Source organism: Bradyrhizobium ferriligni, from assembly GCF_056837965.1.
In genome coordinates, this window is sequence record NZ_JBXEJO010000106.1 from 1 (window position 1) to 24,545 (window position 24,545).

Below are 24,545 nucleotides of genomic sequence, written 5' to 3' on the forward strand. Positions count from 1 at the left end.
GACGGGGTGTTTAATTATGAAACACCCCCGCCTCCCCCCCCCCGCCGGGTGGGGGGGGGGGGGGGGGGTGGGGGTCTCGCCCCTCGCGACAGTCTTTCTGAGGAGAAAGCCCCCACCCGGATCGCATCTGAAGATGCGATCCGACCTCCCCCGCACGCGGGAGAGGTAAGAAAGGCACACCATGCAATCCTTCCTCGACATCTTCGACATCTACCTGCTGGAGGCCGTCATCAACGGGATCCTGCTCGGCGGCGTGCTGGCGCTGCTCGCGCTCGGGCTCAACCTGATCTTCGGGGTCATCGACGTCACCTGGATCTGCTACGCCGAACTCGTGATGATCGGCATGTACGGCATGTACTATCTCGTGCAGGTTTTTCACCTGCCATACTGGGCCGCCGCGCCGCTGGTGATCCTGCTGGTGGGGCTGCTCGGCGGCGCGCTGCATTTCTTCGTGATCGCCCCGCTCCTGACCGCGCCGCCGATCAACCAGCTGCTCGCCACCGGCGGCGTGCTGTTCATCCTGCAGAGCTTTGCCACCGTCGCCTTCGGCATCGACTTCCGCAATCTCGGCATCCGCCTGCCGGTGCTCGCGCTCGGCGAGATGAATTTCAGCTACGCGCGATTGCTGTCGTTCGCCGCCGCGCTGCTCGGCATGATCGGCGTCTATCTGTTCCTGACCCGCACCTTCACCGGCACCGCGATCCGTGCCATCGCGCAGGACCGCCAGATCATGCCGCTGATGGGCGTCGACCCCAAGCGCATCTATCTCGTCACCTCGGCGATCGGCGGCGGGCTCGCCGGCCTCGCCGCCTGCCTGCTGGTGCTGCAATATGACGTGCATCCGTTCGTCGGCCTGTCGTTCGGGCCGATCACCTTCCTGATCTGCGTGCTCGGCGGGCTCGGCAATTTCATCGGCGGCTTCATCGCCGCCTTCGTGTTCGCCGAGATCATCTCGCTCGGCGGCCTGTTCTCCGATCTCGAATGGGGCTACGTGCTGGCCTTTGCCTTCTTCATCGTCATGATGTTCATCCGGCCCGCGGGCCTCCTGGCGAGGCGCTCGTGAACAGGCAAGCCGCCGGCTGGATCATCGCGCTGCTCGCGCTCGTCGCGGTGCCCTTCGTGCACCGTGATCCCTATCATCTGCACGTGCTGGTGCTGATCCTGATCTGGTCGTTCGCCTACACCTCGTGGTCGATCATGGGGCGCTTCGGCCTGGTCTCGCTCGGCCATGGCGGCTTCATGGGCATCGGCGCCTATGTCACCGCGCTGCTGTGGAACCATCTCGGCGTGTCGCCCTGGATCGGCATTCCCCTCAGCATGGCGACCGCCGGCGTGCTCGCGCTCGTCGTCGCCTATCCCTGCTTTCGCTTTCGCATTACCGGGCATTATTTCGTGCTGGTGACGCTGGCGCTGTCGGGCATCGTGCTGCAGGTCATCACCGCGACCCGCGACTATACCGGCGGCTCGCTCGGCTACACGCCGCAGCGCGCGCCGAGCGGCAAGGGGCTGCTCGCGCTGCAATTCGACGACAAGACCACCTGGTATTTGATCGCGCTCGCGGTCTGGGTCTTGGGCCTCGTGATCTGGCGCGCGATTGATCGCAGCATGATCCGCCATGCCATGGAGGCGATCTCGGAGGATGAGGATGCCGCCGCCGCGGCCGGCGTCAACGTCACCGCCGAGAAGCTCAAGATCACCCTGATCAGCGCGCTGATGACCGCGCTGTCGGGCGCGCTCTACTGCCAGTACCAGATGTTCATCTCGCCCGACACGGTGAGCGGCATCGCGGTCTCCCTGCAGATGGTGTTCGCGGCGATCGTCGGCGGCGTCTATGTCGCGCTGGGGCCGACGGTCGGTGCCGTCATCACCATCGTGCTGGCCGAGGTGCTGCGCATCTCTTTTGGCACCAAGGCGGTCGGCTGGGACAATCTGGTCTATGGCGTGCTGCTGGTGTTGTTCATCATCTTCCTGCCCAAGGGCATTCTTGGTAGCGTGATCGACCGGATCAAATCGCCACGCAAGCCGTCGAGAAGCCATGAGCAACAAACCGTCCCCATCGCTCGCCGATGAACTGAAGCCCTTCGTCGCGCCGTTCCGCTTCGACGGGTCGGGCGAATTTCACCTCAAATCGTATCCGACCGCCGAGAAGGGCGGCATCGACAAGGACGCCGGCGGCAAGATCATCGAGGCCAACCGCAAGCGGCTCAACGATTTCCAGGAGAAGCTCTACGCCCAGGACCGCTGGTCGCTACTGCTGATCTTCCAGGGCATGGATGCCGCCGGAAAGGATTCCGCGATCAAGAGCGTGTTCGAGGGCGTCAATCCGCAGGGCTGCGAGGTTTCCTCCTTCAAGCAGCCGTCGACCAGGGAGCTCGACCACGACTTCATGTGGCGCGCGATGATCGCGTTGCCGGAACGCGGCCGCATCGGCATCTTCAACCGCTCCTATTACGAGGAGTGCCTGGTGGTGCGGGTGCATCCCGAGGTGCTCGACAAGCAGAAGATTCCGAAGCGCCTCGTCACCAAGGACATCTGGCGCGAGCGCTTCGAGGACATTGCGGCGATCGAGCGCTATCTGTCGCGCAACGGCACCGTGATCCTGAAATTCTTCCTCAACGTCTCCAAGGAGGAGCAGCGCCAGCGCTTCCTCGACCGGCTCGAGGAGCCGGCCAAGAACTGGAAGTTCTCGATGGCCGACGTCGCCGAGCGCAAGCTGTGGGCCAAATATCAGGCCGCCTATCAGGACATGATCCACCACACCGCTACCAAAGAGGCGCCCTGGCACATCGTGCCCGCCGACCACAAATGGTTCGCCCGCGTCGTGATCGGCTCGACCATCGTCGATGCGCTCGACAAGCTCGATCTGAAATTCCCCGAGGTGGACAAGGCCGACTTAAGCGAATTCAAGCGCGTCCGCGCGGCACTGGAGGCGGAAGGCAAGGGCGCGGCGGAGAAGAAGATACCCGCGAAGAAGTAGGCGGCGCAAAAAGTAGCGGCGCGGTTTCCTTTCGCTCGTGGCCAACTGCGATCGGGAACCATCCTTACCGTCGTCCCTGCGGAAGCAGGGACGACGTGTCGGAGGAGTCACGGACTCAACGGTGGGCGTCGCAACGGGTGGCCGCAGGGAAGCGACGCAGCAGGGCTTTCCGATATGCCATGGCCGCGGAGCGTCTGCGCAATTTCGGAATAATGGAAAAATACGACTGATTTGCCCGACGTGTCAAGTTGCCGTGTCGAACGCCGGGCGGCCGCCGGCTACTGTGCATGGGGTTGTTTTCGATATTTTGGCAGGGCGCCCCTGCGACGGGGGGAACCCTGCCGCCGGTGCATCCCTTACCCCTTGCGACGTCAAGCGCTAGTCGCCGCTACGCCTTCCGCGACGGCGCCCACGCCGACAGCAGATAGAAGCCGATCGCGACGATCAGGAGATAGCGGAAGCCGAGTAGCGTCGAGCACGACTCGGCGAGGCCGCCGATCACCGATCCCGCGATGTTGGATCCGAACGCCTGGTCGGGATTGGCTTCGTCGCGGAACGAGCGGGCGAAGATCACGCCGGCGAAGAACATCGGGCCAAGCGCCAGCGCGCACGGGATCACGTAGCGCCAGACGATGCCGCCGCTCAGGAACGTGTCCAGCGGCACCAGCACCGAGACCGCCAGCAGCACCAGGAGCCCGGCATAATGCAGCACCAGCCGGGTGGACGGCACCTTGATCACGTACAGATTGGCGGCGAGGATCAGCACGAGCGCGGTGAAGAACACCGCGGAGTTGACCAGCCAGGTGCTGCCGAACAGCAGCGCCATCTGCACGACCGCCTTGGTTTCCAGCAGCATGAAGGCCGCGCCGAGGAAGAACATCCGGTTGTTGGGCCGCCAGGCGCCCTTCGGCTTGAACAGATAGACCAGGCCGAGCCCGAGCACGCCGAGCAGGATGATCGAGCGAACGGTCAGATCGGGGATCAGCCGTCCGCTGACATAGAGGAACGGCCAGTCGTCGCTGGTCGATTGCCTGGCGCCTTCATTGTCGACGACCAGTTTCGCCGGCGCCAGCGGCACCCAGTCGCCGCGCGGCGCGGCTGACTTGTCCTGCACCTTGTCCTGTGCCTTGTCCTGTGCCTTGTCTTGTGCCTTGTCTTGCGGCTTGTCGAAGCCGTCGATCGAAAGATTTTCCGGCGGCAGGCTGTTCAGCCAGAACTGGCCGCGGTCGCGGAACGCGGTCGAGATGCGCGGATTGCAGCCCGCGATGATGGTGGTGAAGCCGACCGCCTCGGACGAGGTCAGCGCTTCCTTGTAGGGCAGCGGCAGCACCAGCGGATCGCAGCCGAACACCTGCTTCGCCATCCCGGCGACGCGCTGCACGATCCAGCCCTGGCGATAGTAGTTGTACATCACGAAGATGCCGTCCGGCTTCAGCACGCGGCGGACGTCCTGGAAGGCCTGTTCGGTGAACAGATAGCTTTCCAGACGAATGTTGGCGTAGCCGCTGTGCAGGATCAGCGAGTCGACCAGCGCGTAGACGACCAGATCGTATTTGCGTTCGGTGGTGCGCAGGAAATGCCGGCCGTCGTCGAGATGCGGCACCACCCTCGGGTCCTGATACGGTTTGTCGGGGTGGTTGTGGATGCCGATGTCCTGGATCACGGGATCGATCTCGACCGCATCGATGCGCTCGACGCCGAAACGCAAGGCATGCGCCAGATCGTTGCCGGAGCCGGCGCCGATGATCATGACATCCTTGAACGGCGCGCCGCCGCTGTGCTTCTGCAGCAGATGGATCAGCGAATAGGACGAGCCGCGTTCGCCGAACGGCATCATTTCCTGATGGCCGATATTGTTGACGGTGATCACGTCGTTCGATCTGTTCCAGTCGACCGCGTAGTAGGGCGACCAGCGGTTTTCATGGACGTCGGAACTGTCGGTGCCGGTATAGATCCCGGTAAAGGCCGCCACGATGACCAGCGTCGCGAGGCGAATGATCGACAGGCCCTTGTCCTGATAGAGCAGGTAGGCGATCCCGACGAAGCTGACCAGGAACCAGAGCACTGGCGGTGCCTGCGCGAACGACAACAGCGAGAATCCGATGATGCCTGCAAGGCTGCCGCCGATGTTCAGGGAGTAGCCGGCGACGCGATTGGGATAGGCGTCGAAGGCGCGGCCCAGCGTCTGGCCGAGTCCGACGAACATCAGTGCGATCAGGACGAAGAACAGCCCGGCGATCGCCTCGATCGGCACCACGAATGTCGCGAGGTCGGGCTTGCGGGCTTCGGTGCCGAAAAACACTTCCTGCGGCGATGCCTGATGGCCGACGTCGACCACCAGCCCGCCCCAATTGGAATATGCCACCATGATCAGGAAGGCACTGGCAAATGTCAGAAGCGCCACTCCAGGAAACAGTCGAAGCCAGTTGGTGCCGCGACGCGCGGCAAGGCAGCCGCAGGACATGCCGAGGAAGGACGCGAGCAGAACGACATTGGTGAAGAACTGAAGGAAGACGACCTTGGCTGCGAACCAGCGGATGCAGGCCAGTTCGAGGAACAGGATCAGGAATCCGACGAGGAAGAGGTTGAAGCCGAATTGTCGCTGATTGAGCCCTGCGGCCACGTTTGTCTCGGGCATTGTCCCCATGTCCCCTTAACCACCAAAGTCATCGCCCGGATCGCCGGCCCAAGCGCCGGCGACACCAGGTGGCCGTCTTCTCGGCCCGTGATGTGAGTCCGCTTCGGTCTTGCTGAAATCCGCTCGAACCCGTTCAGCACGCCCTCTGTCCGCAACACCCTTGCGCGTGTTGCGTCCGCGTAGAACGGCCGGTGCTTCGTTCGATGCACCCTTGGCATCCGGCCGTCGCCGCAGACTAGATGCAACCTGTTGAGCAAAGGTTGATACATTCGGACATATTCGCGCCGAGGTTGTTGTCGGTCAAAGCCATGGTGTCATGGTGTGGGAAGGGTTCCGCTGCGCTGTTCCGGGAACCCGCTCGGCGCTGCGTCCCCTCACGCGAGTTCTGACGAAGTCGCGCTACAGTCCGCAGTCGTCACGCCGCGGTTTCTCCGAACACCATCTGCCAGCCCTTGCGGGTATCCATGTATTCCCGCACCTGCTTGATGCGGCCTGCCTCGATGACGAACACGAAGCAGTAGTCATTCTCATAGCGCCGGCCGCCCGGCAGCGTCGCGCGCATGCGCTCCTCGACGATCACGCTGTCGCCGTCGGCATGAACGGCGCGGAACGCGATGTCGATCTCGGAGAACAGGCGGTGCATCTCGGTCGAGAGGAAGCGGGCGATCGCGTCAGCGCCGATCATGTGGTCGGCGTGATCGAGCGCGATCGCGGTGGCGTTGCCGGCGGGTGCGATCCATTCAGCATCCGGCGCGAACAGTGCGGCAATCAGCTTGGCGTCGCGGGTCCTGAAAGTCTGCCAGGCGTTGAGGACAATTTGCTTGCTGGTTTCCCTGGCTGTCGGGTTGGTCACGGCGATGTCTCCGGGTTGATCGATCGGATCGATCTAGGTCAGCGCTGCGGGTCGCGCTGGCCGGAATCGGACCTCATCACCTAGGGCCACTTTCCTTGACCGCGCGATGCGCTAGACTCCGCCCCATGCTCAGCTTCGATGCCTGCAACGCTGCGCGGCTGCGGCGCGACGCGCGCTACGACGGCCGCTTCTTCACGGCGGTGAAGACCACGCGGATCTATTGCCGTCCGGTCTGTCCGGTGAAACATCCGCTGCCGCGCAACATCACTTATTACCCGACCGCCGCTGCGGCCGAGGCGGCCGGCTATCGGCCGTGCCTGCGCTGCCGTCCCGAGACTGCGCCGTTCTGTCCGGCCTGGAACGGCACGCGCTCTACGGTTGCGCGTGCGCTGAAGCTGATCGACGGCGGCGCGCTGGAGCGCGGCTCGGTCGCAGCCCTGGCCGACCGGCTCGGCATCACCGCGCGCCACCTCGCGCGGCTGTTCGAGCGCCATGTCGGCGCCAGCCCGCAGCAGGTCGCGACCACGCGCCGCGTGCAGCGCGCCAAGCGCCTGATCGACACCACCGACGACGCGATGACCGCGATCGCCTTCCGCGCCGGCTTTGGCAGCGTCCGTCGCTTCAACGCCGCCTTCGCCGACCTCTACGGTCGTTCGCCGTCGAGCCTGCGCGCATTTTCGCGCGGGCGGAGGTGAGGGGACGAGAAAGGAGTGGAACGCGCCTGGCCATGCGACAACGATAGGTCAACCCACCTGACCATCTTTACCCATTGCGGCGGCTTGCCATAATCGTCTAGAACGACGGCGCACAGCGCGTCCCGGCAACCAACCGTCAATGGTTTTGTCCGAGGATTTTGGCGCTCAACAGGGTCTGGCAATGCTGATTCGCGGCCAAATTGATGGGATCTTTGGGGAGGTAGCCCAGGCTACCGCCACGATCCCTGCCGCAGCGCCCACCCTGCTTATTGGCGGCCTTCTTCTTACCTGCCCCTGAGGGCCGGCTGGGCGTTTGCGCCTGGGCACTCAGGGGTTTGTACGAGATCACCGAACCCTGATATCGCCCAAGCAATTGCTCAAGGAGCAACATGACGGGCGCAAAGCTTAAAGGAATTCTGACATGGCCACCGCGAACAAGTCCGAGAAGGACCGCGTCATCATTTTCGACACCACCTTGCGCGACGGCGAGCAGTGCCCCGGCGCCACCATGACCTTCGAGGAAAAGCTCGGGGTCGCCGAGCTGCTGGACGACATGGGCGTCGACGTCATCGAGGCCGGCTTCCCGATCACCTCGGAAGGCGATTTCCAGGCGGTCAGCGAGATCGCCCGCCGCTCCAAGAACGCGGTGATCGCGGGCCTGTCCCGCGCCCATCCGGCCGATATCGACCGCTGCGCCGAGGCCGTGAAGTTCGCCCGCCGCGGCCGCGTCCACACCGTGATCGCGACCTCGCCGCTGCATATGCGGGTGAAGTTGAACAAGACCCCCGAGGAAGTCATCGAGACCTCGGTCGCGATGGTCGCCCGCGCCCGCAACCAGATCGACGACGTCGAATGGTCGGCCGAGGACGGCACCCGCAGCGAGATGGACTATCTGTGCCGGATCGTCGAAGCGGTGATCAAGGCCGGTGCCACCACGGTGAACATCCCCGACACCGTCGGCTACACGGTGCCGGAGGAATACACCCACTTCATGCGCACGCTGATCGAGCGCGTGCCGAACTCCGACAAAGCGATCTTCTCGGTGCATTGCCACAACGACCTCGGCATGGCGGTCGCGAACTCGCTGGCCGGCGTCGTCGGTGGCGCGCGGCAGGTCGAGTGCACCGTCAACGGCATCGGCGAGCGCGCCGGCAATGCCGCGCTGGAAGAGATCGTGATGGCGATCAATGTGCGGAACGACAAGTTTCCGTTCTGGAACAAGATCGACACCACGCAGCTCACCCGCGCCTCGAAGGTGGTGTCCGCGGCCACCTCGTTCCCGGTGCAGTACAACAAGGCAATCGTCGGCCGTAACGCGTTCGCGCACGAGAGCGGCATCCATCAGGACGGCGTGCTGAAGGACGCCTCGACCTACGAGATCATGCGGCCCGAGATGGTCGGCCTGAAGCAGTCCTCGCTGGTGCTCGGCAAGCATTCCGGCCGCCACGCCTTCATCCACAAGCTGGAGGAGATGGGCTACAAGCTCGGCGCCAACCAGCTGGAGGATGCCTTTACGCGGATGAAGGCGCTGGCCGACCGCAAGAAGGACATCTACGACGAGGACATCGAGGCGCTGGTCGACCAGGAGATGGCGGCCGCCCACGACCGCATCAAGCTGACCTCGTTGACCGTGATCGCCGGCACCCATGGCCCGCAGCGCGCGACCATGAAGCTCGACGTCGACGGCCAGATCAAGATCGAGGAGGCCGAGGGCAACGGCCCGGTCGACGCCGTCTTCAACTGCATCAAGCGCCTGGTGCCGCACGAGGCCAAGCTGGAGCTCTATCAGGTGCACGCGGTGACCGAAGGCACCGACGCGCAGGCCGAAGTCTCGGTGCGTCTGGCCCATGAAGGTCGCTCGATGACCGCCCGCGCCGCCGATCCGGACACGCTGGTCGCCTCCGCAAAGGCCTATCTCGGCGCGCTGAACAAGATCGTGATGAAGCGCCAGCGCGACGTGCCGGCCAAGGCCGCGGGCTGACGAGGGCGCAGAATCGATAAGTCGAAACGCGGCGCCTCGGCGCCGCGTTTTTTGTTTGAACGCCCACATTTAGACCCGTCATCCCCGTGCAAAGGCGAAGCCTTTGCGCGGGGGTGGCGGTGAGGAACTGCATTCGTAATGACAACTGCCGGCGACTGGTTGGGATAAAAACCGCCCAACTCGACCATTGTTGGAATCTTATCCCAACAATCCGCTCCATCCCGCACTGCTTTGGAATCTTCCGCGCCATCTCCAGCGCTACGCTGCGTTCTTTCCCGGGGAACGCCGTCCATGCCGATCTCCTCCATCGTGACAGACCTTCCGCGCGCCGCCACGCCGGCGGAGACCGCGCTGACGCGCCGGGTCGACCTGACAACGCTTCGCCTGTTCGTCGCGGTCTGCGACGAGCAGAACCTCACCCGCGCTGCGCAGCGCGAGGGGATCGCGGCGTCGGCGGTGTCGAAACGGATGAACGATTTCGAGCTGGCGTTCGGCGTCACGCTGTTCAAGCGGCTCGCCAAGGGCATGGCGCTGACGCCGGCCGGCGAGGCGCTGCTGCACCACGCCCGGGTGACGTTGCTCAATGTCGAGAAGATCGCGGTCGAGCTGTCGGAATATTCGCAAGGCGTGCGCGGACATGTCCGCATGCTCGCCAATCTCTCGGCGATCGTGCAATACCTGCCCGAGGATCTCTCCGCCTTCTTCGCCGCGCATGAATTGCTCCGCGTCGATCTGCAAGAGCGGCCGAGCGGGCAGGTGGTGCGCGGCATCGAGGAGGGCGCAGCCGAGATCGGCATCTGCTCGGCCGAGGCCGACAGCCGCGCGCTCGAGGCCTTCCATTATCGCTACGACAATCTGGTGGTGGTGATGCGCGCCGACCATCGGCTGGCCGGCCGTGAGACATTGCTATTCACCGAAACCCTCGATTTCGACCATATCGGCTTGCACACCGCGAGCTCGATCTATCTGCGCTCGCAATATGCGGCGACGCAAGCCGGCAAGGCGATGCGGCTGCGCATCAATGTGCCCGGCTTTGATGCGGTCTGCCGCATGGTGCAGGCCAATATGGGACTCGGGCTGATCCCCGACCGCGCCTTCGAGGTGGTCGGCGCCGGGATGGGCCTTCGCGCCATCCCGCTGCGCGACGATTGGGGACGGCGCGAACTGAAGATCGTGACCCGCGACACCGCGCATCTGTCGGCAACCAGCCGCCTGATGCTGGACTATCTGCGGGTGGCTGAGGCGGGAAGTACAGCGCGGATAGGCGTGGTGCAGGCGCGCTGAGCCGGATGCTGCATCAGTCTCACTATCTCTCTGCAGAATCTTCATGCAGCGAGGGGACTCCCGGTTCACCCTTCGCGGTTTACGTAGCGGATAGTATTTACCGCGGCGAGGTTGCCGGTACGCATCGCTCGCGACGCCGTTGGCAGTCCCGCGTACGCCTGGCAAGGCTACAGATGGATGCAGGAGTGCGATGATGGCGGACACGATTTCCGGCATTCGAATCCCGGACAGCAAGATCGCGCGGGAGGCCGCCGAGCTGGTGCGGCAATACGAGACCGAAATGTTGTTCAATCACTCGGTCCGCGTGTTTGTGTTCGGCGCGCTCAAGGGCGTCAGGCAAAATCTGAAGTTCGAGCCTGAACTGCTGTATGTTGCCGCGCTGTTTCACGATCTCGGCCTTGTCGATCACTTCCATACCGAGACCAAACGGTTTGAGGTCGACGGCGCCGATGCCGCGCGCAAGTTTCTCAGGAGCCACGGCATCGCCGAGCCGAAGGCGGACCTCGTGTGGGAAGCGATCGCCTTGCACACCACGCCGGGCATTCCGCAGTACATGCGGCCGGAAATCGCGCTCACCAATGCGGGCGTATTGGTCGATGCCGTCGGCGTCGGATACGATGACTATACCGCCGAGCAGCGCGACGGCGTCCTTGCGGCGTTTCCCCGCGGCGATTTCAAGAACGAGTTCATCGAGGTTCAGACCTGCTCGGCCCTGAAGAAGCCCCAGACCACGTTCGGCACCGTCAATTTCGACTTCGTCGCGGAGCGCGATCCCGCCTTTCACCGGCCGAATGCCTGCACCCGGATCCGCAATACGCCGTGGCCGAGCTGATCCGGGCGGCGGACATTAGAGCGTTTTCGAGCGAAGTGGACACCGGTTCGCGTGAAGAAAACGCGTCAAAACAAGAATCTAGAGCTTTGGTTCTGATTCAATCAGAACCGAAAATGCTCTAGCCGCCGTCGAGCGCGGCGAGGCGGTCGGCTTCCGCGATGTCCTCGACGGTATTGGCATTGAAGAACGGATCGAGCGGCTCGGTCGGCCACTCGACCGTTGCGAGCGGATAGCGCGCGGTCCAGCGGTCGATCTTGCGCACGTCCTCGACGACCAGCGCCTGGCGCAATTCATTCCGCAAGCGGACGCTCCAGAGGCCGATGACGGGATGCGTCTGCCCGCCGGATGAAGCGACCGCGAGCTCGGCATTGTCAGCCGCGCGTGCCTGCTCCAGGCGCGTGACGAGATCGCGCGGCAGAAACGGACAGTCGCCTGCGGCGCTGAGCACCCATTGCGCATCCGGCCGGTTGGCGGCGGTCCAGTCGAGCGCGGCCAGGATGCCGGCGAGGGGACCGGGATAGTCGGCAACGTCGTCGGCGACGACCGGGAGGCCGAACGCGGCGAAGCGCGTGGGATCGCCATTGGCGTTGATGATCAGCCCACTGCATTGCGGGGCGAGACGGTCGATCACCCGTTGCAGAATGGTGCGGCCCGCGATCTTGCGCATTGGCTTGTCGCCGCCGCCCATCCGCCGCGCGAGGCCGCCGGCGAGCAGCACGCCCGGGACGGCAGTCCCCGGAATATCAGTCATTGTCGATCTCGCCCTTGCGCTTGTGACGCATCGATTCCTCTTCGACATAGTCGAGGTTCTGGTCGTAGACGATCCGCTCCTGGCCCGACAGCGCGATGAAGCGCTTGCCGCGGGCGCGACCGACCAGCGTCAATCCGACCTGCCGCGCCAGATCGACACCCCATGCGGTGAAGCCGGAGCGGGAGACCAGGATCGGGATCCCCATCCGCACCGTCTTGATCACCATCTCCGAGGTCAGCCGCCCGGTGGTGTAGAGAATCTTGTCGGCTGGATCGACATTGTGGCGATAGATCCAGCCCGCGATCTTGTCGACGGCGTTGTGGCGGCCGACGTCCTCGGTGTAGCACACCGGCGTCGCCTCCTTGCACAGCACGCAGCCGTGAATGGCGCCGGCTTCCAGATAAAGCGACGGCATCGTGTTGATGGTGTGCGTCATCCGGTAGAGCCAGGAGGTCCGCAGTTCGGCCTTCGGCAGCGCCACCTTCTCGACGGCTTCGAGCAGGTCGCCGAACGCCGTGCCTTGGGCGCAGCCCGAGGTCTGCGTGCGCTTCTTCAGCTTTGCCTCGAAATTGGTGTGGTGCGCGGTGCGCACCACGACGACCTCGAGATCGTCGTCATATTCGACCTCGGTGACGACATCGTCGTATTTGAGCATGTTCTGGTTCAAGAGGTAGCCGAGCGCGAGGTATTCGGGATAGTCGTTGATCGTCATCATCGTGACGATCTCCTGCGCGTTGAGGTACAGCGTCAGCGGCCGCTCGACCGGCACCTTGATCTCGGTCCGTGCGCCGGTCTGATCGACGCCGACCACGCGCTCCGTCAGGCGCGGATCGTCCGGATCAGGAACAATGATGGGAGCGGTGGTTTTCTCGGTCACTGCTGGACGTCCGAATGGGTTCACATGGCAATGCAGCTAGGGATATAAGCACGTTCGGAGACTGACTGGCGACTCTCCGCCGCGTCGCGGGAACTGCCATCGATCGGTCCGGCTTTAAGGATAACGCGCAGTTCGCGATCTGGGTCGAACAAATCTTGTCGATGGCCGAGGACTGAGGGACACATGGCGCAGCTTTCGGACGACTGCTTCGCGTTCGGCGGACCGATGATGTCGGTCGACGAAGCCGTCGCGATCATCGCCGCGCGGATCAAGCCTGTCGGCGAGACCGAAACCGTTGCCCTGGTGGATGCGGACGGACGCATCCTGGCCGGCGATATTGTCGCGCCGCTTGCACTGCCGCCGTTCAAAAATTCCGCCGTCGACGGCTACGCGGTATCCGGCGCGGACCTGCCGGCGAGCGGCGAGCGCGCATTCCCCGTTGCCGGACGGGTGCAGGCGGGCGCGTCGGCGCAGCCGGCGCAGGCGGGCCAGGCGGTGCGGATCTTCACCGGCGCGCCGATGCCTGATGGCACCGACACCGTGTTCATGCAGGAAGACGTGCGGATCGACGATGCGGGAAACGTGATTCTGCCGTCCGGCCTGAAGGTCGGCGCCAATGTGCGTCCGGCCGGCGAGGACATTCCGCGCGGCCATGTCGCGCTGGCATCGGGACGGCGCCTGCGCCCGCAGGATATCGCGGTCGCTGCGGCCTTCGGGCTCACCACGCTCGATGTGGTGCGGCGGCTTCGCGTCGGGGTGTTCTCGACTGGCGATGAACTGGCTGCGCCCGGGAGCGCGCGCACCGAAGCGCAACTGTTCGATTCCAACCGCTTCATGCTGATGGCGATGTTGCGGCGGCTCGGTTGCGAGGTCGGCGATCTCGGCATCCTGCGCGACGAGCGGGCCGAACTCGCCGCTGCGCTCAAGCAGGTCGCGCGGCGCTACGACCTGATCCTGACCACGGGCGGGGTCTCGACCGGCGAAGAGGACCACGTCAGGGCCGGCATCGAACAGGCGGGCTCGCTGGTGCTGTGGCGGATGGCGATCAAGCCCGGCCGCCCGGTGGCGATGGGAATCATCGACGGCAGCCCGTTGATCGGCCTGCCCGGCAATCCGGTGGCGAGCTTCGTCACCTTCGTCCATGTCGTGCGGCCGACCGTGCTGGCGCTGTCGGGCGCTGTGCCGTCCCCCTTGCTGCCGATGCCGGTGCGGGCCGCCTTCAGCTACAAGAAGAAGAGCGGGCGGCGCGAATATGTCCGCGTCTCACTGCGACGGGCGGCGGACGGTGCGCTGGAAGCGAACAAGTTTCCTCGCGAAGGAGCCGGCCTGCTGTCGTCGCTGATCGAGACCGATGGACTGGTCGAACTCGGCGAGTCCGTCGTGCGGGTTGAACCTGGCGATGCTGTCGGCTTTCTCGGCTACGCCGACCTGCTGTGAGAGCTGAAACGCGGTCGAGACCGCGCAGCGCGACGGGCGCGCGATAGCAAAATCAGATCGCCCGATAGGCAAACATAAACAACGGCCTACGCGGCAACCCGACGCTGCTAGAGGCGTTCTAAAACTGCTTGCCTCTGGCATACCAGAGAATACAGTTCGTCGAAGCAGTGCAATTCGCGCAAAGCGTGGTTCCCAAGGCGAGGCTTCATGAGTCGAGACGACGTTCACAAGGTTCGTGCGTTCGAGCATCCCGGACAGGGCAGGAAGCGAGCGAAGGCCACGCCCAAGGGACGCCAGGTCGACCCTGTGGCCGCCCATGAGATCGAGGCGCTGCTCGCCGATCGTCCGAGGCGGCGCGACCTCCTGATCGAGTATCTGCATCTGATCCAGGACAAATACCATCAGATCTCGGCGGCGCATCTTGCCGCGCTCGCCGACGAGATGAAGCTGTCATTCGCCGAAGTGTTCGAGACCGCCACCTTCTACGCGCATTTCGACATCGTGAAGGAAGGCGAGCCTGACATCGCACCGCTCACTGTGCGTGTGTGCGATTCGCTGACCTGCGCGATGCTCGGCGGCGAACAGCTGTTGAAGGATCTGCAGGGCCGCGCCGGCCCCGGCATCCGCGTCGTGCGCGCACCGTGCGTCGGCCGCTGCGACACCGCGCCCGCTGCCGAGGTCGGCCACAACTTCGTCGATCATGCGACCGTCACCAATGTGCTGGCGGCAGCGAAGAACCGCGACACCCATGTGCACCTTCCGCCATATGTCGACTACGACGCCTATGTGGCGGGCGGCGGATACCAGCTGCTGGCGCGCCTGCGCTCGGGCGAGTTGCCGCGCGAAGACCTGCTGAAGGCGCTCGACGATGCGTCGCTGCGTGGCCTCGGCGGCGCCGGATTTCCGACCGGCCGCAAGTGGCGCGCGGTGCTCGGCGAACCCGGTCCGCGATTGATGGCGGTGAACGGCGACGAGGGCGAGCCCGGCACGTTCAAGGACCGCTATTATCTCGAGACCGATCCGCATCGCTTCCTCGAGGGCATGCTGATCGGCGCCCACGTGGTCGAGGCGCCCGAAGTCTACATCTATATCCGCGACGAGTACCCGGCCTGCCGCGAGATCCTCGCGCGCGAGATCGCAAAGCTCCCGCCGGGTGGTCCGACGCTGCATCTGCGGCGCGGCGCCGGTGCCTATATCTGCGGCGAGGAATCCTCGCTGCTGGAATCGATCGAGGGCAAGCGCGGCCTGCCGCGGCACAAGCCGCCATATCCGTTCCAGGTCGGGTTGTTCGGCCTGCCGACGCTGATCAACAACATCGAGACGTTGTGGTGGGTGCGCGATGTCGTCGAGAAGGGCGCCGACTGGTGGAAGAGCCACGGCCGCAACGAACGCCACGGCCTGCGCAGCTTCTCGGTGTCGGGACGCGTCAAGGATCCAGGCGTCAAGCTCGCTCCCGCCGGCATCACGCTGCGCGAGTTGATCGACGAGTTCTGCGGCGGCATGGCCGACGGCCATACCTTGCAGGCCTATCTGCCGGGCGGTGCATCCGGCGGCATCCTGCCGGCGTCGATGGACGACATCCCGCTCGATTTCGGCACGCTGGAGAAATATGGCTGCTTCATCGGCTCCGCCGCCGTGATCGTGCTCTCGCAGGTCGATGACGTCAGGGACGCCGCGCTGAATCTCATGAAGTTCTTCGAGGACGAGAGCTGCGGGCAGTGCACGCCCTGCCGCGCCGGAACCGAGAAGGCGGCGCTGCTGATGCAGCAGCCGGTCTGGAACAAGGAACTGCTCGACCAATTGAGCCAGGCGATGCGCGATGCGTCGATCTGTGGCCTCGGTCAGGCGGCCTCCAATCCGCTGACCTCAGTGATCAAATATTTTCCGGACGGCTTTCGTCCGCAGCAAGCCGCCGAGTAGGCGAGGCCGAGCAGACGAATTTCGACGAGGATTTGAATGAGCAACAATCAGAACTCAGGCCTGACGATTCAGTTCGAGCTCGACGGCCAGCAGGTCGAGGCGCGGGCCGGCGAGACGATCTGGCAGGTCGCCAAGCGCCAGGGCACCGAGATCCCGCATCTGTGCTATTCGCCCGCGCCGGACTACCGGCCGGACGGCAACTGCCGCGCCTGCATGGTCGAAATCGAAGGCGAGCGCGTGCTGGCGGCGTCCTGCAAGCGGACGCCGACGGTCGGCATGAAGGTGAAGTCGGCCAGCCAGCGCGCCGTCGCGGCGCAGAAGATGGTGATGGAGCTGCTGGTGGCGGACCAGCCGGCGCGCGAGACTTCGCACGATCCGGACTCGAAATTCTGGCACTGGGCCGAGAAGACCGGCGTGACCGAAAGCCGCTTTCCCGCGACTGAACGCTGGCACGCCGACACCAGCCATCCGGCGATGAGCGTCAATCTTGACGCCTGCATCCAGTGCGGCCTGTGCGTGCGGGCGTGCCGCGAGGTGCAGGTCAACGACGTGATCGGCATGGCCTACCGCAACCACGACGCCAAGATCGTGTTCGACTTCGACGATCCGATGGGCGAATCGACCTGCGTCGCCTGCGGCGAGTGCGTGCAGGCCTGCCCGACCGGCGCCCTGATGCCGGCGGTCATGCTCGACGACAAGCAGACCCGCGTCACCTATCCCGACAAGAAGGTGGATTCGCTCTGCCCGTATTGCGGCGTCGGCTGCCAGGTCACCTACCAGGTCAAGGACGAGAAGGTGATCTACGCGGAAGGCCGCGATGGTCCCGCCAATCACAACCGGCTCTGCGTCAAGGGCCGCTTCGGCTTCGACTACATCCATCACCCCAATCGCCTGACCAAGCCGCTGGTGCGGCTGCCCGGCGTCAAGAAAGATGCCAACGACCAGGTCGATCCGGCCAATCCCTACACCCATTTCCGCGAAGCATCCTGGGAAGAGGCGCTCGATCTCGCCGCGGCGGGCTTGCGCAAGATCCGCGACGAGAAGGGCGCCAAGGCGCTTGCCGGCTTCGGCTCGGCCAAGGGCTCGAACGAGGAAGCCTATCTGTTCCAGAAGCTGGTGCGCACCGGCTTCGGCTCCAACAATGTCGACCACTGCACGCGGCTGTGCCACGCCTCGTCGGTGGCGGCGCTGTTCGAGGGATTGAGCTCCGGCGCGGTGTCGGCGCCGTTCGCAGCCGCGGCCGACGCCGAGGTGATCTGGGTGATCGGCGCCAATCCGACCGTGAATCATCCGGTCGCCGCCACCTACATCAAGAACGCCGCCAAACGCGGCGCCAAGCTCTATGTGATGGACCCGCGCCGGCAGACGCTGTCGCGCCACGCCACCGAGCATCTGCAATTCAAACCGGGCAGCGACGTCGCGATGCTGAACGCGATGATCCACACGATCATCACCGAAGGCCTGACCGACGAGCAGTACATCGCCGGCTATACCGAGGGCTATGACGAGCTGAAGGCGAAGATCCAGGAGTTCACGCCGGAGCGCATGTCCCAGATCTGCGGCATTCCGGCGGAGACGCTGCGCGAGGTCGCGCGCGCCTATGCCCGCGCCAAATCGTCGATCATCTTCTGGGGCATGGGCATCAGCCAGCACGTCCACGGCACCGACAATGCGCGCTGCCTGATCGCGCTGGCTCTGATCACCGGCCAGGTCGGCCGCCCCGGCACCGGGCTGCATCCGCTGCGCGGGCAGAACAACGTGCAGGGCGCCTCCGACGCCGGCCTGATCCCGATGTTCCTGCCGGACTATCAGCCGGTCGGCCGCGACGACATGCGCGGCGCTTTCGAGAAGCTGTGGGGGCAGGAGCTCGATCCGGTGCGCGGGCTGACCGTCGTCGAGATCATGAACGCGATCCACGCCGGCGAGATCCACGGCATGTATGTCGAGGGCGAGAATCCGGCGATGTCCGATCCTGACCTGCAGCACGCGCGCGAAGCGCTGGCCAAGCTCGATCATCTCGTCGTGCAGGACCTTTTCGTCACCGAGACCGCGTTCCACGCCGACGTCATCCTGCCGGCTTCGGCGTTCGCCGAAAAGTCCGGCTCCTTCACCAACACCGACCGCCGCGTGCAGCTGGCGCGCGAGGTGATCAAGCCGCCGGGCGATGCAAGGCAGGATCTCTGGATCATCCAGGAGATCGGCAAGCGGATGGGACTGCCCTGGAATTATGCGGGGCCGGGCGAGGTCTTCACCGAGATGGCCGAGCTGATGCCGTCGCTGAAGAACATCACCTGGGAGCGCCTGGTGCGCGAGGGCGCGGTGACCTATCCGGTCGACGATCCCGACAAGCCCGGCAACGAGATCATCTTCACCACCGGTTTCCCGACCGAGAGCGGCCGCGGCAAGATCGTGCCGGCCAAGGTGATCCCGCCGGACGAGTTGCCCGACAACGAGTACCCGATGGTGCTGTCGACCGGCCGCGTGCTCGAACATTGGCACACCGGCTCGATGACGCGCCGTGCCCAGGTGCTGGACCAGATCGAGCCCGAGGCGGTCGCGTTCATGACCCCGAAGGACATGCGCAAGAAGGGACTCGCGCCCGGCGACTTCATCCGTCTCGAGACGCGCCGCGGCGCGGTCGAGGTCAAGGTGCGCGCCGACCGCGACGTGCCCGAGAACATGGTCTTCATGCCGTTCTGCTATGCGGAGGCGGCGGCGAACCTGTTGACCAACCCGGCGCTCGATCCGTTCGGCAAGATTCCGGAGTTCAAGTTCTGCGCGGTCCGTGCCGAGAAGATCGATATCCGGACCGCGGCGGAGTAGCGGTCCCGGCACGAAGCGTGGAGGGCGAGCCGGCCGACCCGGCTACTCGCTCGCCCGACACGGCACCGCAAGCACCGTCGATCGCTCAGAGCGTACGAGCGGGGCGTCGCTGCGGCGTGGACTCATGTCGCCCGTTGCCCGAAGCGGACGTGTTTGAGAGTCCGGAAGTTGCCATTTCCACGAAAACTCGCGTATGCATGACGTGCAGGATCGTAGTGTGAGACATTCGAATGGCGATGGAACTGAGGGGCGCGAGAGGCGAGGGATTTGCAACGATTGCCGCTGACGGTCGCGTGCTGGATTCCTGGTTTCTTCAGCTGCGCCTGGTTGCGGAGGCCGACAAGGCGGCAACGGTGCGGCTGGCGAGCGACGAGATCAGCAGATCGTTGGGCGAGTCGGCGGACGGATATGCGCGACACGACGACATTCGCAATGTCGACATCGTTCCAATCCGTACGGAAATTGGCTCCCTTGCATCTGCGCCGACTGACGTGCACGACGCGTATCTTCGACTCCATCTGCTGAGCCACCGGCTCGTCCAGCCGAATTGCCTGAACCTCGAGGGTGTTTTCGGTCTGTTACCTAATGTTGCCTGGACGACCTTCGGTCCCTGTGAGTGCTCTCGTGTACCGGACGCGCGAATGGAAGCACGAAAGCGTGGCCTCGCGTTTGAGGTGACAGGCGTGGATAAGTTTCCGCGCATGACCGATTATGTGACGCCTGCGGAGGTGAGAATTGCAGATGCGGATCGCGTAAGGCTCGGGGCCTACCTGGCGCCGGGCACGACCGTCATGCATGAAGGCTTTTGCAATTTCAACGCGGGTACGCTCGGTCCCTGCATGGTCGAAGGCCGGATCAGCGCCGGTGTGGTTGTCGGAAGCGGCAGCGACGTTGGCGGCGGAGCGTCGATCATGGGTACTCTGTCCGGAGGAGGGAAAGAGAGGATTACAGTTGGCGAGCGCTGCCTGATCGGAGCCAACGCCGGTATCGGCATTTCATTGGGTGACGATTGTATCGTCGAAGCGGGCTGTTATGTCACGGCAGGCGCGCGCATCCTTTTGGAAGATGGCCGAGTGCTGAAAGCCAAGGAACTCTCGGGCCAGAAGGGCCTGCTTTTTCGTCGGAATTCCCAGAGTGGCGCTCTTGAGGCAACCAGACGTACACCAAATTGGGACGGCCTCAACGCGCAACTTCACAGCTAGTCCCCGTCCGTCAGGGGACGATCACCACTCGGAATGCGATCTGTTTGGCGCGATCGCCGTTCACCACCAGTATGGCCACCGCCACGCCTCATAGAGGCGCCACGACGACTCCAGGGGCGGGGCGTATGGGTCGACCCGGTCGTCTTCAGGGCGATATTGATATCGTGGAACAATATAATAATCCCACGGAGTTGGCCTTATCACGGGCGTCGGGATAATGACCCTCCTTGGTTCATGAACGACTTGTGCCTTCCGCGCCCGGGCTTCAGCACCAGACGTCCCGAGGTTGCACAGCACGAGGGCCGCTCCGAGAGCGCACGCGACGGTCATTATCTTCATGCATCGGCCTCCTTTGCCTGAGAGTGCAAAAGGACTCAAAGCAAGGCAAGCTAATTCGCTCTCGACCGGCTTGAATAACCGCTTGTGGCCCGTAGCCGACCTTTGCTCAGAAGGGCCGCGCGGAAGCCGGAGCGCGCACCCATGATCGATATGAGTACGCGCCCCGGTTCGGCTCTAACTCGACAGGGTCTCAGTAGTCCCAGAACACCGGCACCCAACGGAAGGCGTCACCCTCGACCGCGACATGTCCGACGGACGGGAACGGCATATGCGTGGCAACCAGCAGCTCGCGGTTCGCCGCCAGTTCCCGCAACAGACTGATCCGGGCGCGGGCCGCCTCTTCGGGATCGTGCTCGAAGCCGTTGTACCATTCGGGGTGCTCGAAGCCGACCGCGAACACGAGGTCACCGGCGAATGTCAGCCGGTCGCCGCCGGACGCCAGGCGAACCACGCTGTGACCGGGGGTATGGCCACCGCTGCGACGGACGACCACTCCGGGCGCCACCTCGTGCTCCTCGTCGAACAGCCGCAACTGACTCTGGTACTCTTTCCTGAACCGCTTGGCGGTCGCACGAAGCGCGTCAGGGAATCCCGGCGGCATCGAGACGCGGGAGAAATCGGGCGCCTCCCAGAACTTGACCTCGGCGGCCGCCACATGGATCCGCAGGTCCGGACGCAGCCGCTCCTTCAGGCCCTCGACGAGCAGCCCGCCCACATGGTCCATGTGCATGTGGGTCAGCACCACGTCGGTGACGGACCCAAGATCGATGCCGGCGGCCTCCAGTCGCTTGACCGTCTGCCCGGCCTTGGGCAGGTGCAGGTCCGGGTCCGACCCCAGCCCGGCGTCGACGAGGATGGTTTTCCCGCCGCTTCGCACCACGACCACGTTCAGGGCCCAGTCGAACGCGTCCGGCGGCAGGAACATGTCGTCCAGCCAGGCTGCGCGGACGGCCGGCTCGGCATTGTGCGCCAGCATCTTGGTTGGCAGCGGCAGCACCCCGTCGCTGACGACCAGCACGTCGATCTCGCCGATCTTCAGCGCGTAGCGTGATGGCACCAACTCGTTTGGCCCCGCCTGATCGGCGTGCGAGGCGTTGTCGCGGTTCATGCTTGTCTCCTGAGTATTGCGGATCATCTGGTTCATCGTTGAAAACTCCTGCGTTCGATCCTGATGTTCGATCCCGCGGTGGCGCCTTGTTTCCGCCGGTGGATTGGACATGGTGGTGATCTAACGGATCGGGTGGGGCGCTGCCCCAGAGCGGTTGCCGTCGCTGTAGAGCGATTGCTGCCAACGCATGCGCGCCGCCGCAGGTGAGCGCTGGGGACGAAACGGGACGCACAGGCCATCGCCATGCCCCCAGCCACATGCGACACTTCGGATTGGCGAAGCCGGTTCAACCCAGGACTAATATTTCCCCGTCGAGACCCCGGAATACGAACGTTCGGAGCAATTCATGGCCAAGCATCGGATCTATACAACGAGCTTCGCAAGCGTCTACCCGCTCTATGTCGCGAAAGCGGAGAAGAAGGGACGCAGGAAAGCGGAGGTCGATCAGGTGATCTCCTGGTTGACCGGCTACGGTCCGAAGGAGCTGGAAGCTCAGTTGGAAAAACAAACCGACTTCGAAACGTTCTTCGCAAAGGCGCCTGAAATGAATCCTTCTCGGGCCCTGATCAAGGGCGTGGTGTGCGGTGTCAGGGTGGAGGAAATCAAGGAGCCGACCATGCGGGAAATTCGCTACCTGGATAAACTGATCGATGAGCTGGCCCGTGGAAAGGCCATGGATAAGATCCTGCGGAAGGAATGATGCCTGATCGACCGGATTCCGTCCGCGCGGCGAGGCGACATTGGACGCGGATGCGTCGCCCGCAATGACGAACGGACCGGGGAGGGCCGTTGCCACTGATTTGCCCGACGGCGCAAGCCCCGCAGCAAAAATATTTCGCTTTATCCGAAGTGCAGCTCGGTGTATGGTTTGCCCCGTCTCACCCGATCGAGGGGCGCTTCGCGGTCGTCACGAACGTGGGTCGAGATGCGGTGGACGCCGATTGCGCAACTGACGAGTGCGCATGAAGCGGACGGTGAAGTCGTGTGGTCCTGACGCCCTAGCGGCAGGTGTCCTCTCGCAAGACGCGAAAGTGCTTTGCGAAGACGGTGACAACAAAGTCAAGTCTCGCCGGGGAGAGCACGTATAAGCCGTAACCCATCGCGCAGGGAAAGCCGGGTTGTTTCCGGTTACACCTGTGGTCCTATCCCCGTGCTTTCTACCTTTAGCACGGCGCCCATGGGTGCGATCGGGACCCGGCTTTCCCTGCGCCCTCTGATGATGAGAGGGCGGAACAAGGTGCAAAGCTCGGACGCAATGCGCCGCGAGACTACGGAAGCGTGAGCCACACGTCGTCCAACATACTCAGTGTCGTCCTGGCGAAAGCCAGGACCCATTACCCCAAATGAGATTTGTTGCGCGATGCTGGGGCCACGACCTCGTTCACAATCAAATGCGGTGATTATGGATCCCGGCTTTCGCCAGGACGACAACGAAGAGTCCCATCTGCAACATTTGCCGCGGCGTATGGGTCCCTGCTTTCGCAGGGACGACAGCCGGCAAAAAACACGCGCAGCATTCGCGCCCGGCGAACCCGCCATTGCCAAACCTCGCATTGACCTCATTGCCGTGGCCGGGCACAGCGTGCGGGCGGTGTCATTGAACGGTCGCAAGAGCCGAAGGGGATACCGCCGCATCGAATTTTGCAGTGCAGCAATCGTGCAATTGGCCCCTGCTAAAGGGGCAATGGCAATCGTCTTTGCTTGTCTGTAATGGTGCGACCGGATGTCTCGGGGCCGGTATTCGCGCTCCGCAATTACGCGGGAGGAAACATGCGTAAACTCATATTGGCTGCGGCATCGATCGCGGCCTTGACCTTTGTCGGGCCTGCGGCGGCGCAGTCGCCGATCGTTCTCAAATTCAGCCACGTGGTGGCCTCGGATACGCCGAAGGGCAAGGCGGCCGACAAGTTCAAGGAACTCGCCGAGAAGTACACCGGCGGCAAGGTGAAGGTCGAGGTCTACCCGAACTCGACGCTTTACAAGGACAAGGAAGAGCTCGAGGCGTTGCAGCTCGGCGCCGTGCAGATGCTGGCGCCGTCGAACTCGAAGTTCGGCCCGATCGGCATCAAGGAATTCGAAGTCTTCGATCTGCCCTACATCCTGCCCGACCTGAAGTCGCTGCGGAAGGTCACCGACGGCCCGCTCGGCGCCCAGCTGCTCAAGAAGCTGGATTCCAAGGGGATGACCGGTCTCGCCTACTGGGACAACGGCTTCAAGCAGATGAGCGCGAACAAGAAGCTGGTCGCGCCCGCCGACTACAAGGGGCTTAAGTTCCGCATCCAGTCGTCGAAGGTGCTGGAAGCCCAGTTCCGCGCACTCGGCGCGATCCCGCAGGTGATGGCATTCTCCGACGTCTACCAGGCGCTGCAGACCGGCGTGGTCGACGGCCAGGAGAACACCTGGTCGAACATCTACACCCAGAAAATGCATGAGGTGCAGAAGTACGCCACCGTCACCAATCACGGCTACATCGGCTACGTCGTGGTCGTGAACAAGAAGTTCTGGGACGGCCTGCCGGCCGATATCCGCGAGCAGCTCTCCAAGGCGATGAAGGAAGCCACCGAGTTCGGCAACAGCCAGTCGGCCAAGGAGAACGACGACGCGCTCGCCGAGATCAAGAAGGCCGGCAAGACCGAGATCGTCGCGTTGACGCCGGAGCAGGACGAGGCGATGCGCAAGGCAATGATGCCGGTCTACAAGGACGTGGCCTCGCGCGTCGGCCAGCCGCTGATCGACGAATTCCTCAAGGAAACCGGCCGCAGCCCGATGAACTGAGGCGGATCGCCTGATCGCCGCCGAGAAGGCGGTGCGCTCCCTCTCCCGCATGC

At 64.0% G+C, this 24,545-nt stretch carries 19 protein-coding genes; 14 read left to right on the forward strand and 5 right to left on the reverse strand.

The window, feature by feature from the left end; translation table 11 throughout:
* Positions 1–181 precede the first annotated feature (181 nt).
* The 3 genes from AC1VNY_RS39310 to AC1VNY_RS39320 are packed head-to-tail and all read left to right on the forward strand — an operon-like array spanning position 182 to position 2,977.
* Positions 182–1,063 (forward strand): branched-chain amino acid ABC transporter permease, encoded by an 882-nt coding sequence (locus AC1VNY_RS39310; protein ID WP_482409199.1) that lies wholly within the window; start codon positions 182–184, stop codon positions 1,061–1,063.
* On the forward strand, positions 1,060–2,070 hold the full coding sequence (locus tag AC1VNY_RS39315; RefSeq protein WP_018272974.1) for a branched-chain amino acid ABC transporter permease: 1,011 nt from the start codon (positions 1,060–1,062) through the stop codon (positions 2,068–2,070). The genes AC1VNY_RS39310 and AC1VNY_RS39315 overlap by 4 nt, the downstream gene beginning before the upstream one ends.
* Positions 2,036–2,977, forward strand: a complete 942-nt coding sequence (locus AC1VNY_RS39320) for a polyphosphate kinase 2 family protein (RefSeq protein WP_482409200.1) — start codon at positions 2,036–2,038, stop codon at positions 2,975–2,977. The genes AC1VNY_RS39315 and AC1VNY_RS39320 overlap by 35 nt, the downstream gene beginning before the upstream one ends.
* 388 nt (positions 2,978–3,365) lie before the next feature.
* Here AC1VNY_RS39320 and AC1VNY_RS39325 read toward each other — a convergent pair whose 3' ends face one another.
* Positions 3,366–5,615, reverse strand: coding sequence for a spermine/spermidine synthase domain-containing protein (locus AC1VNY_RS39325; RefSeq protein WP_482409201.1), 2,250 nt, complete (start codon positions 5,613–5,615; stop codon positions 3,366–3,368).
* 415 nt (positions 5,616–6,030) lie between these two features.
* A complete protein-coding gene (locus tag AC1VNY_RS39330; protein ID WP_482409202.1) occupies positions 6,031–6,468 on the reverse strand; it encodes a nuclear transport factor 2 family protein in 438 nt (145 codons plus the stop codon).
* Positions 6,469–6,593: 125 nt separating this feature from the next.
* On the opposite strand from AC1VNY_RS39330, the gene AC1VNY_RS39335 reads away from it, so the two are divergent.
* From AC1VNY_RS39335 to AC1VNY_RS39350, 4 genes are all read left to right on the forward strand, one after another.
* Complete coding sequence (locus tag AC1VNY_RS39335; RefSeq protein WP_482409203.1) at positions 6,594–7,163, forward strand: bifunctional transcriptional activator/DNA repair enzyme AdaA; 570 nt, start codon at positions 6,594–6,596, stop codon at positions 7,161–7,163.
* A gap of 421 nt (positions 7,164–7,584) precedes the next feature.
* A complete protein-coding gene (locus AC1VNY_RS39340) occupies positions 7,585–9,144 on the forward strand; it encodes a 2-isopropylmalate synthase (RefSeq protein ID WP_482409204.1) in 1,560 nt (519 codons plus the stop codon).
* Positions 9,145–9,435: 291 nt separating this feature from the next.
* A complete protein-coding gene (locus AC1VNY_RS39345) occupies positions 9,436–10,428 on the forward strand; it encodes a LysR family transcriptional regulator (protein ID WP_482409205.1) in 993 nt (330 codons plus the stop codon).
* A 193-nt stretch (positions 10,429–10,621) separates the two neighbouring features.
* Positions 10,622–11,260: an HD domain-containing protein gene (locus tag AC1VNY_RS39350; protein WP_482409206.1), complete on the forward strand. Its 639-nt coding sequence runs from the start codon at positions 10,622–10,624 to the stop codon at positions 11,258–11,260.
* A 118-nt stretch (positions 11,261–11,378) separates the two neighbouring features.
* Here the strand turns inward: AC1VNY_RS39350 and mobA are convergent, their stop codons facing one another.
* Both mobA and AC1VNY_RS39360 read right to left on the reverse strand, forming a co-directional pair.
* Entirely contained in the window at positions 11,379–12,011 is a 633-nt protein-coding gene (mobA, locus tag AC1VNY_RS39355; protein ID WP_482409207.1) for a molybdenum cofactor guanylyltransferase MobA, read from the reverse strand.
* Positions 12,004–12,888 carry a formate dehydrogenase accessory sulfurtransferase FdhD gene (locus tag AC1VNY_RS39360; protein WP_482409208.1) on the reverse strand — a complete coding sequence of 295 codons (885 nt, stop codon included), beginning with the start codon at positions 12,886–12,888 and terminating at the stop codon, positions 12,004–12,006. Before AC1VNY_RS39360 ends, mobA begins: the two co-directional genes overlap by 8 nt.
* A 183-nt stretch (positions 12,889–13,071) precedes the next feature.
* Here AC1VNY_RS39360 and AC1VNY_RS39365 point away from each other — a divergent pair, with 183 nt between their 5' ends.
* From AC1VNY_RS39365 to dapD, 4 genes are all read left to right on the forward strand, one after another.
* Positions 13,072–14,325 (forward strand): molybdopterin molybdotransferase MoeA, encoded by a 1,254-nt coding sequence (locus AC1VNY_RS39365; RefSeq protein WP_482409209.1) that lies wholly within the window; start codon positions 13,072–13,074, stop codon positions 14,323–14,325.
* A gap of 207 nt (positions 14,326–14,532) precedes the next feature.
* On the forward strand, positions 14,533–16,245 hold the full coding sequence (locus AC1VNY_RS39370; protein ID WP_482409210.1) for an NADH-ubiquinone oxidoreductase-F iron-sulfur binding region domain-containing protein: 1,713 nt from the start codon (positions 14,533–14,535) through the stop codon (positions 16,243–16,245).
* Between the two features lie 36 nt (positions 16,246–16,281).
* Positions 16,282–19,068, forward strand: coding sequence for a formate dehydrogenase subunit alpha (fdhF, locus tag AC1VNY_RS39375; RefSeq protein ID WP_482409211.1), 2,787 nt, complete (start codon positions 16,282–16,284; stop codon positions 19,066–19,068).
* Positions 19,069–19,298: 230 nt separating this feature from the next.
* A complete protein-coding gene (gene dapD, locus AC1VNY_RS39380) occupies positions 19,299–20,270 on the forward strand; it encodes a 2,3,4,5-tetrahydropyridine-2,6-dicarboxylate N-succinyltransferase (protein ID WP_482409212.1) in 972 nt (323 codons plus the stop codon).
* 529 nt (positions 20,271–20,799) lie between these two features.
* Here the strand turns inward: dapD and AC1VNY_RS39385 are convergent.
* On the reverse strand, positions 20,800–21,753 hold the full coding sequence (locus AC1VNY_RS39385) for an MBL fold metallo-hydrolase (protein ID WP_482409213.1): 954 nt from the start codon (positions 21,751–21,753) through the stop codon (positions 20,800–20,802).
* Positions 21,754–22,063: 310 nt separating this feature from the next.
* On the opposite strand from AC1VNY_RS39385, the gene AC1VNY_RS39390 reads away from it, so the two are divergent.
* From AC1VNY_RS39390 to AC1VNY_RS39400, 3 genes are all read left to right on the forward strand, one after another.
* Entirely contained in the window at positions 22,064–22,417 is a 354-nt protein-coding gene (locus AC1VNY_RS39390; RefSeq protein WP_482409214.1) for a DUF2200 domain-containing protein, read from the forward strand.
* Between the two features lie 702 nt (positions 22,418–23,119).
* Positions 23,120–23,428, forward strand: coding sequence for a hypothetical protein (locus AC1VNY_RS39395; RefSeq protein WP_482409215.1), 309 nt, complete (start codon positions 23,120–23,122; stop codon positions 23,426–23,428).
* A 59-nt stretch (positions 23,429–23,487) separates the two neighbouring features.
* On the forward strand, positions 23,488–24,492 hold the full coding sequence (locus AC1VNY_RS39400) for a TRAP transporter substrate-binding protein (RefSeq protein WP_028342401.1): 1,005 nt from the start codon (positions 23,488–23,490) through the stop codon (positions 24,490–24,492).
* Positions 24,493–24,545 lie beyond the last annotated feature (53 nt).

Coding starts and splice junctions, on each gene's coding strand:
- AC1VNY_RS39310 (WP_482409199.1), top strand. CDS start 182: ATGCAATCCTTCCTCGACATCTTCGACATCTACCTGCTGGAGGCCGTC.
- AC1VNY_RS39320 (WP_482409200.1), top strand. CDS start 2,036: ATGAGCAACAAACCGTCCCCATCGCTCGCCGATGAACTGAAGCCCTTC.
- AC1VNY_RS39325 (WP_482409201.1), bottom strand. CDS start 5,615: ATGCCCGAGACAAACGTGGCCGCAGGGCTCAATCAGCGACAATTCGGC.
- AC1VNY_RS39335 (WP_482409203.1), top strand. CDS start 6,594: ATGCTCAGCTTCGATGCCTGCAACGCTGCGCGGCTGCGGCGCGACGCG.
- AC1VNY_RS39340 (WP_482409204.1), top strand. CDS start 7,585: ATGGCCACCGCGAACAAGTCCGAGAAGGACCGCGTCATCATTTTCGAC.
- AC1VNY_RS39345 (WP_482409205.1), top strand. CDS start 9,436: ATGCCGATCTCCTCCATCGTGACAGACCTTCCGCGCGCCGCCACGCCG.
- AC1VNY_RS39350 (WP_482409206.1), top strand. CDS start 10,622: ATGGCGGACACGATTTCCGGCATTCGAATCCCGGACAGCAAGATCGCG.
- mobA (WP_482409207.1), bottom strand. CDS start 12,011: ATGACTGATATTCCGGGGACTGCCGTCCCGGGCGTGCTGCTCGCCGGC.
- AC1VNY_RS39365 (WP_482409209.1), top strand. CDS start 13,072: ATGGCGCAGCTTTCGGACGACTGCTTCGCGTTCGGCGGACCGATGATG.
- AC1VNY_RS39370 (WP_482409210.1), top strand. CDS start 14,533: ATGAGTCGAGACGACGTTCACAAGGTTCGTGCGTTCGAGCATCCCGGA.
- fdhF (WP_482409211.1), top strand. CDS start 16,282: ATGAGCAACAATCAGAACTCAGGCCTGACGATTCAGTTCGAGCTCGAC.
- dapD (WP_482409212.1), top strand. CDS start 19,299: ATGGCGATGGAACTGAGGGGCGCGAGAGGCGAGGGATTTGCAACGATT.
- AC1VNY_RS39385 (WP_482409213.1), bottom strand. CDS start 21,753: ATGAACCAGATGATCCGCAATACTCAGGAGACAAGCATGAACCGCGAC.
- AC1VNY_RS39390 (WP_482409214.1), top strand. CDS start 22,064: ATGGCCAAGCATCGGATCTATACAACGAGCTTCGCAAGCGTCTACCCG.
- AC1VNY_RS39395 (WP_482409215.1), top strand. CDS start 23,120: ATGGATCCCGGCTTTCGCCAGGACGACAACGAAGAGTCCCATCTGCAA.
- AC1VNY_RS39400 (WP_028342401.1), top strand. CDS start 23,488: ATGCGTAAACTCATATTGGCTGCGGCATCGATCGCGGCCTTGACCTTT.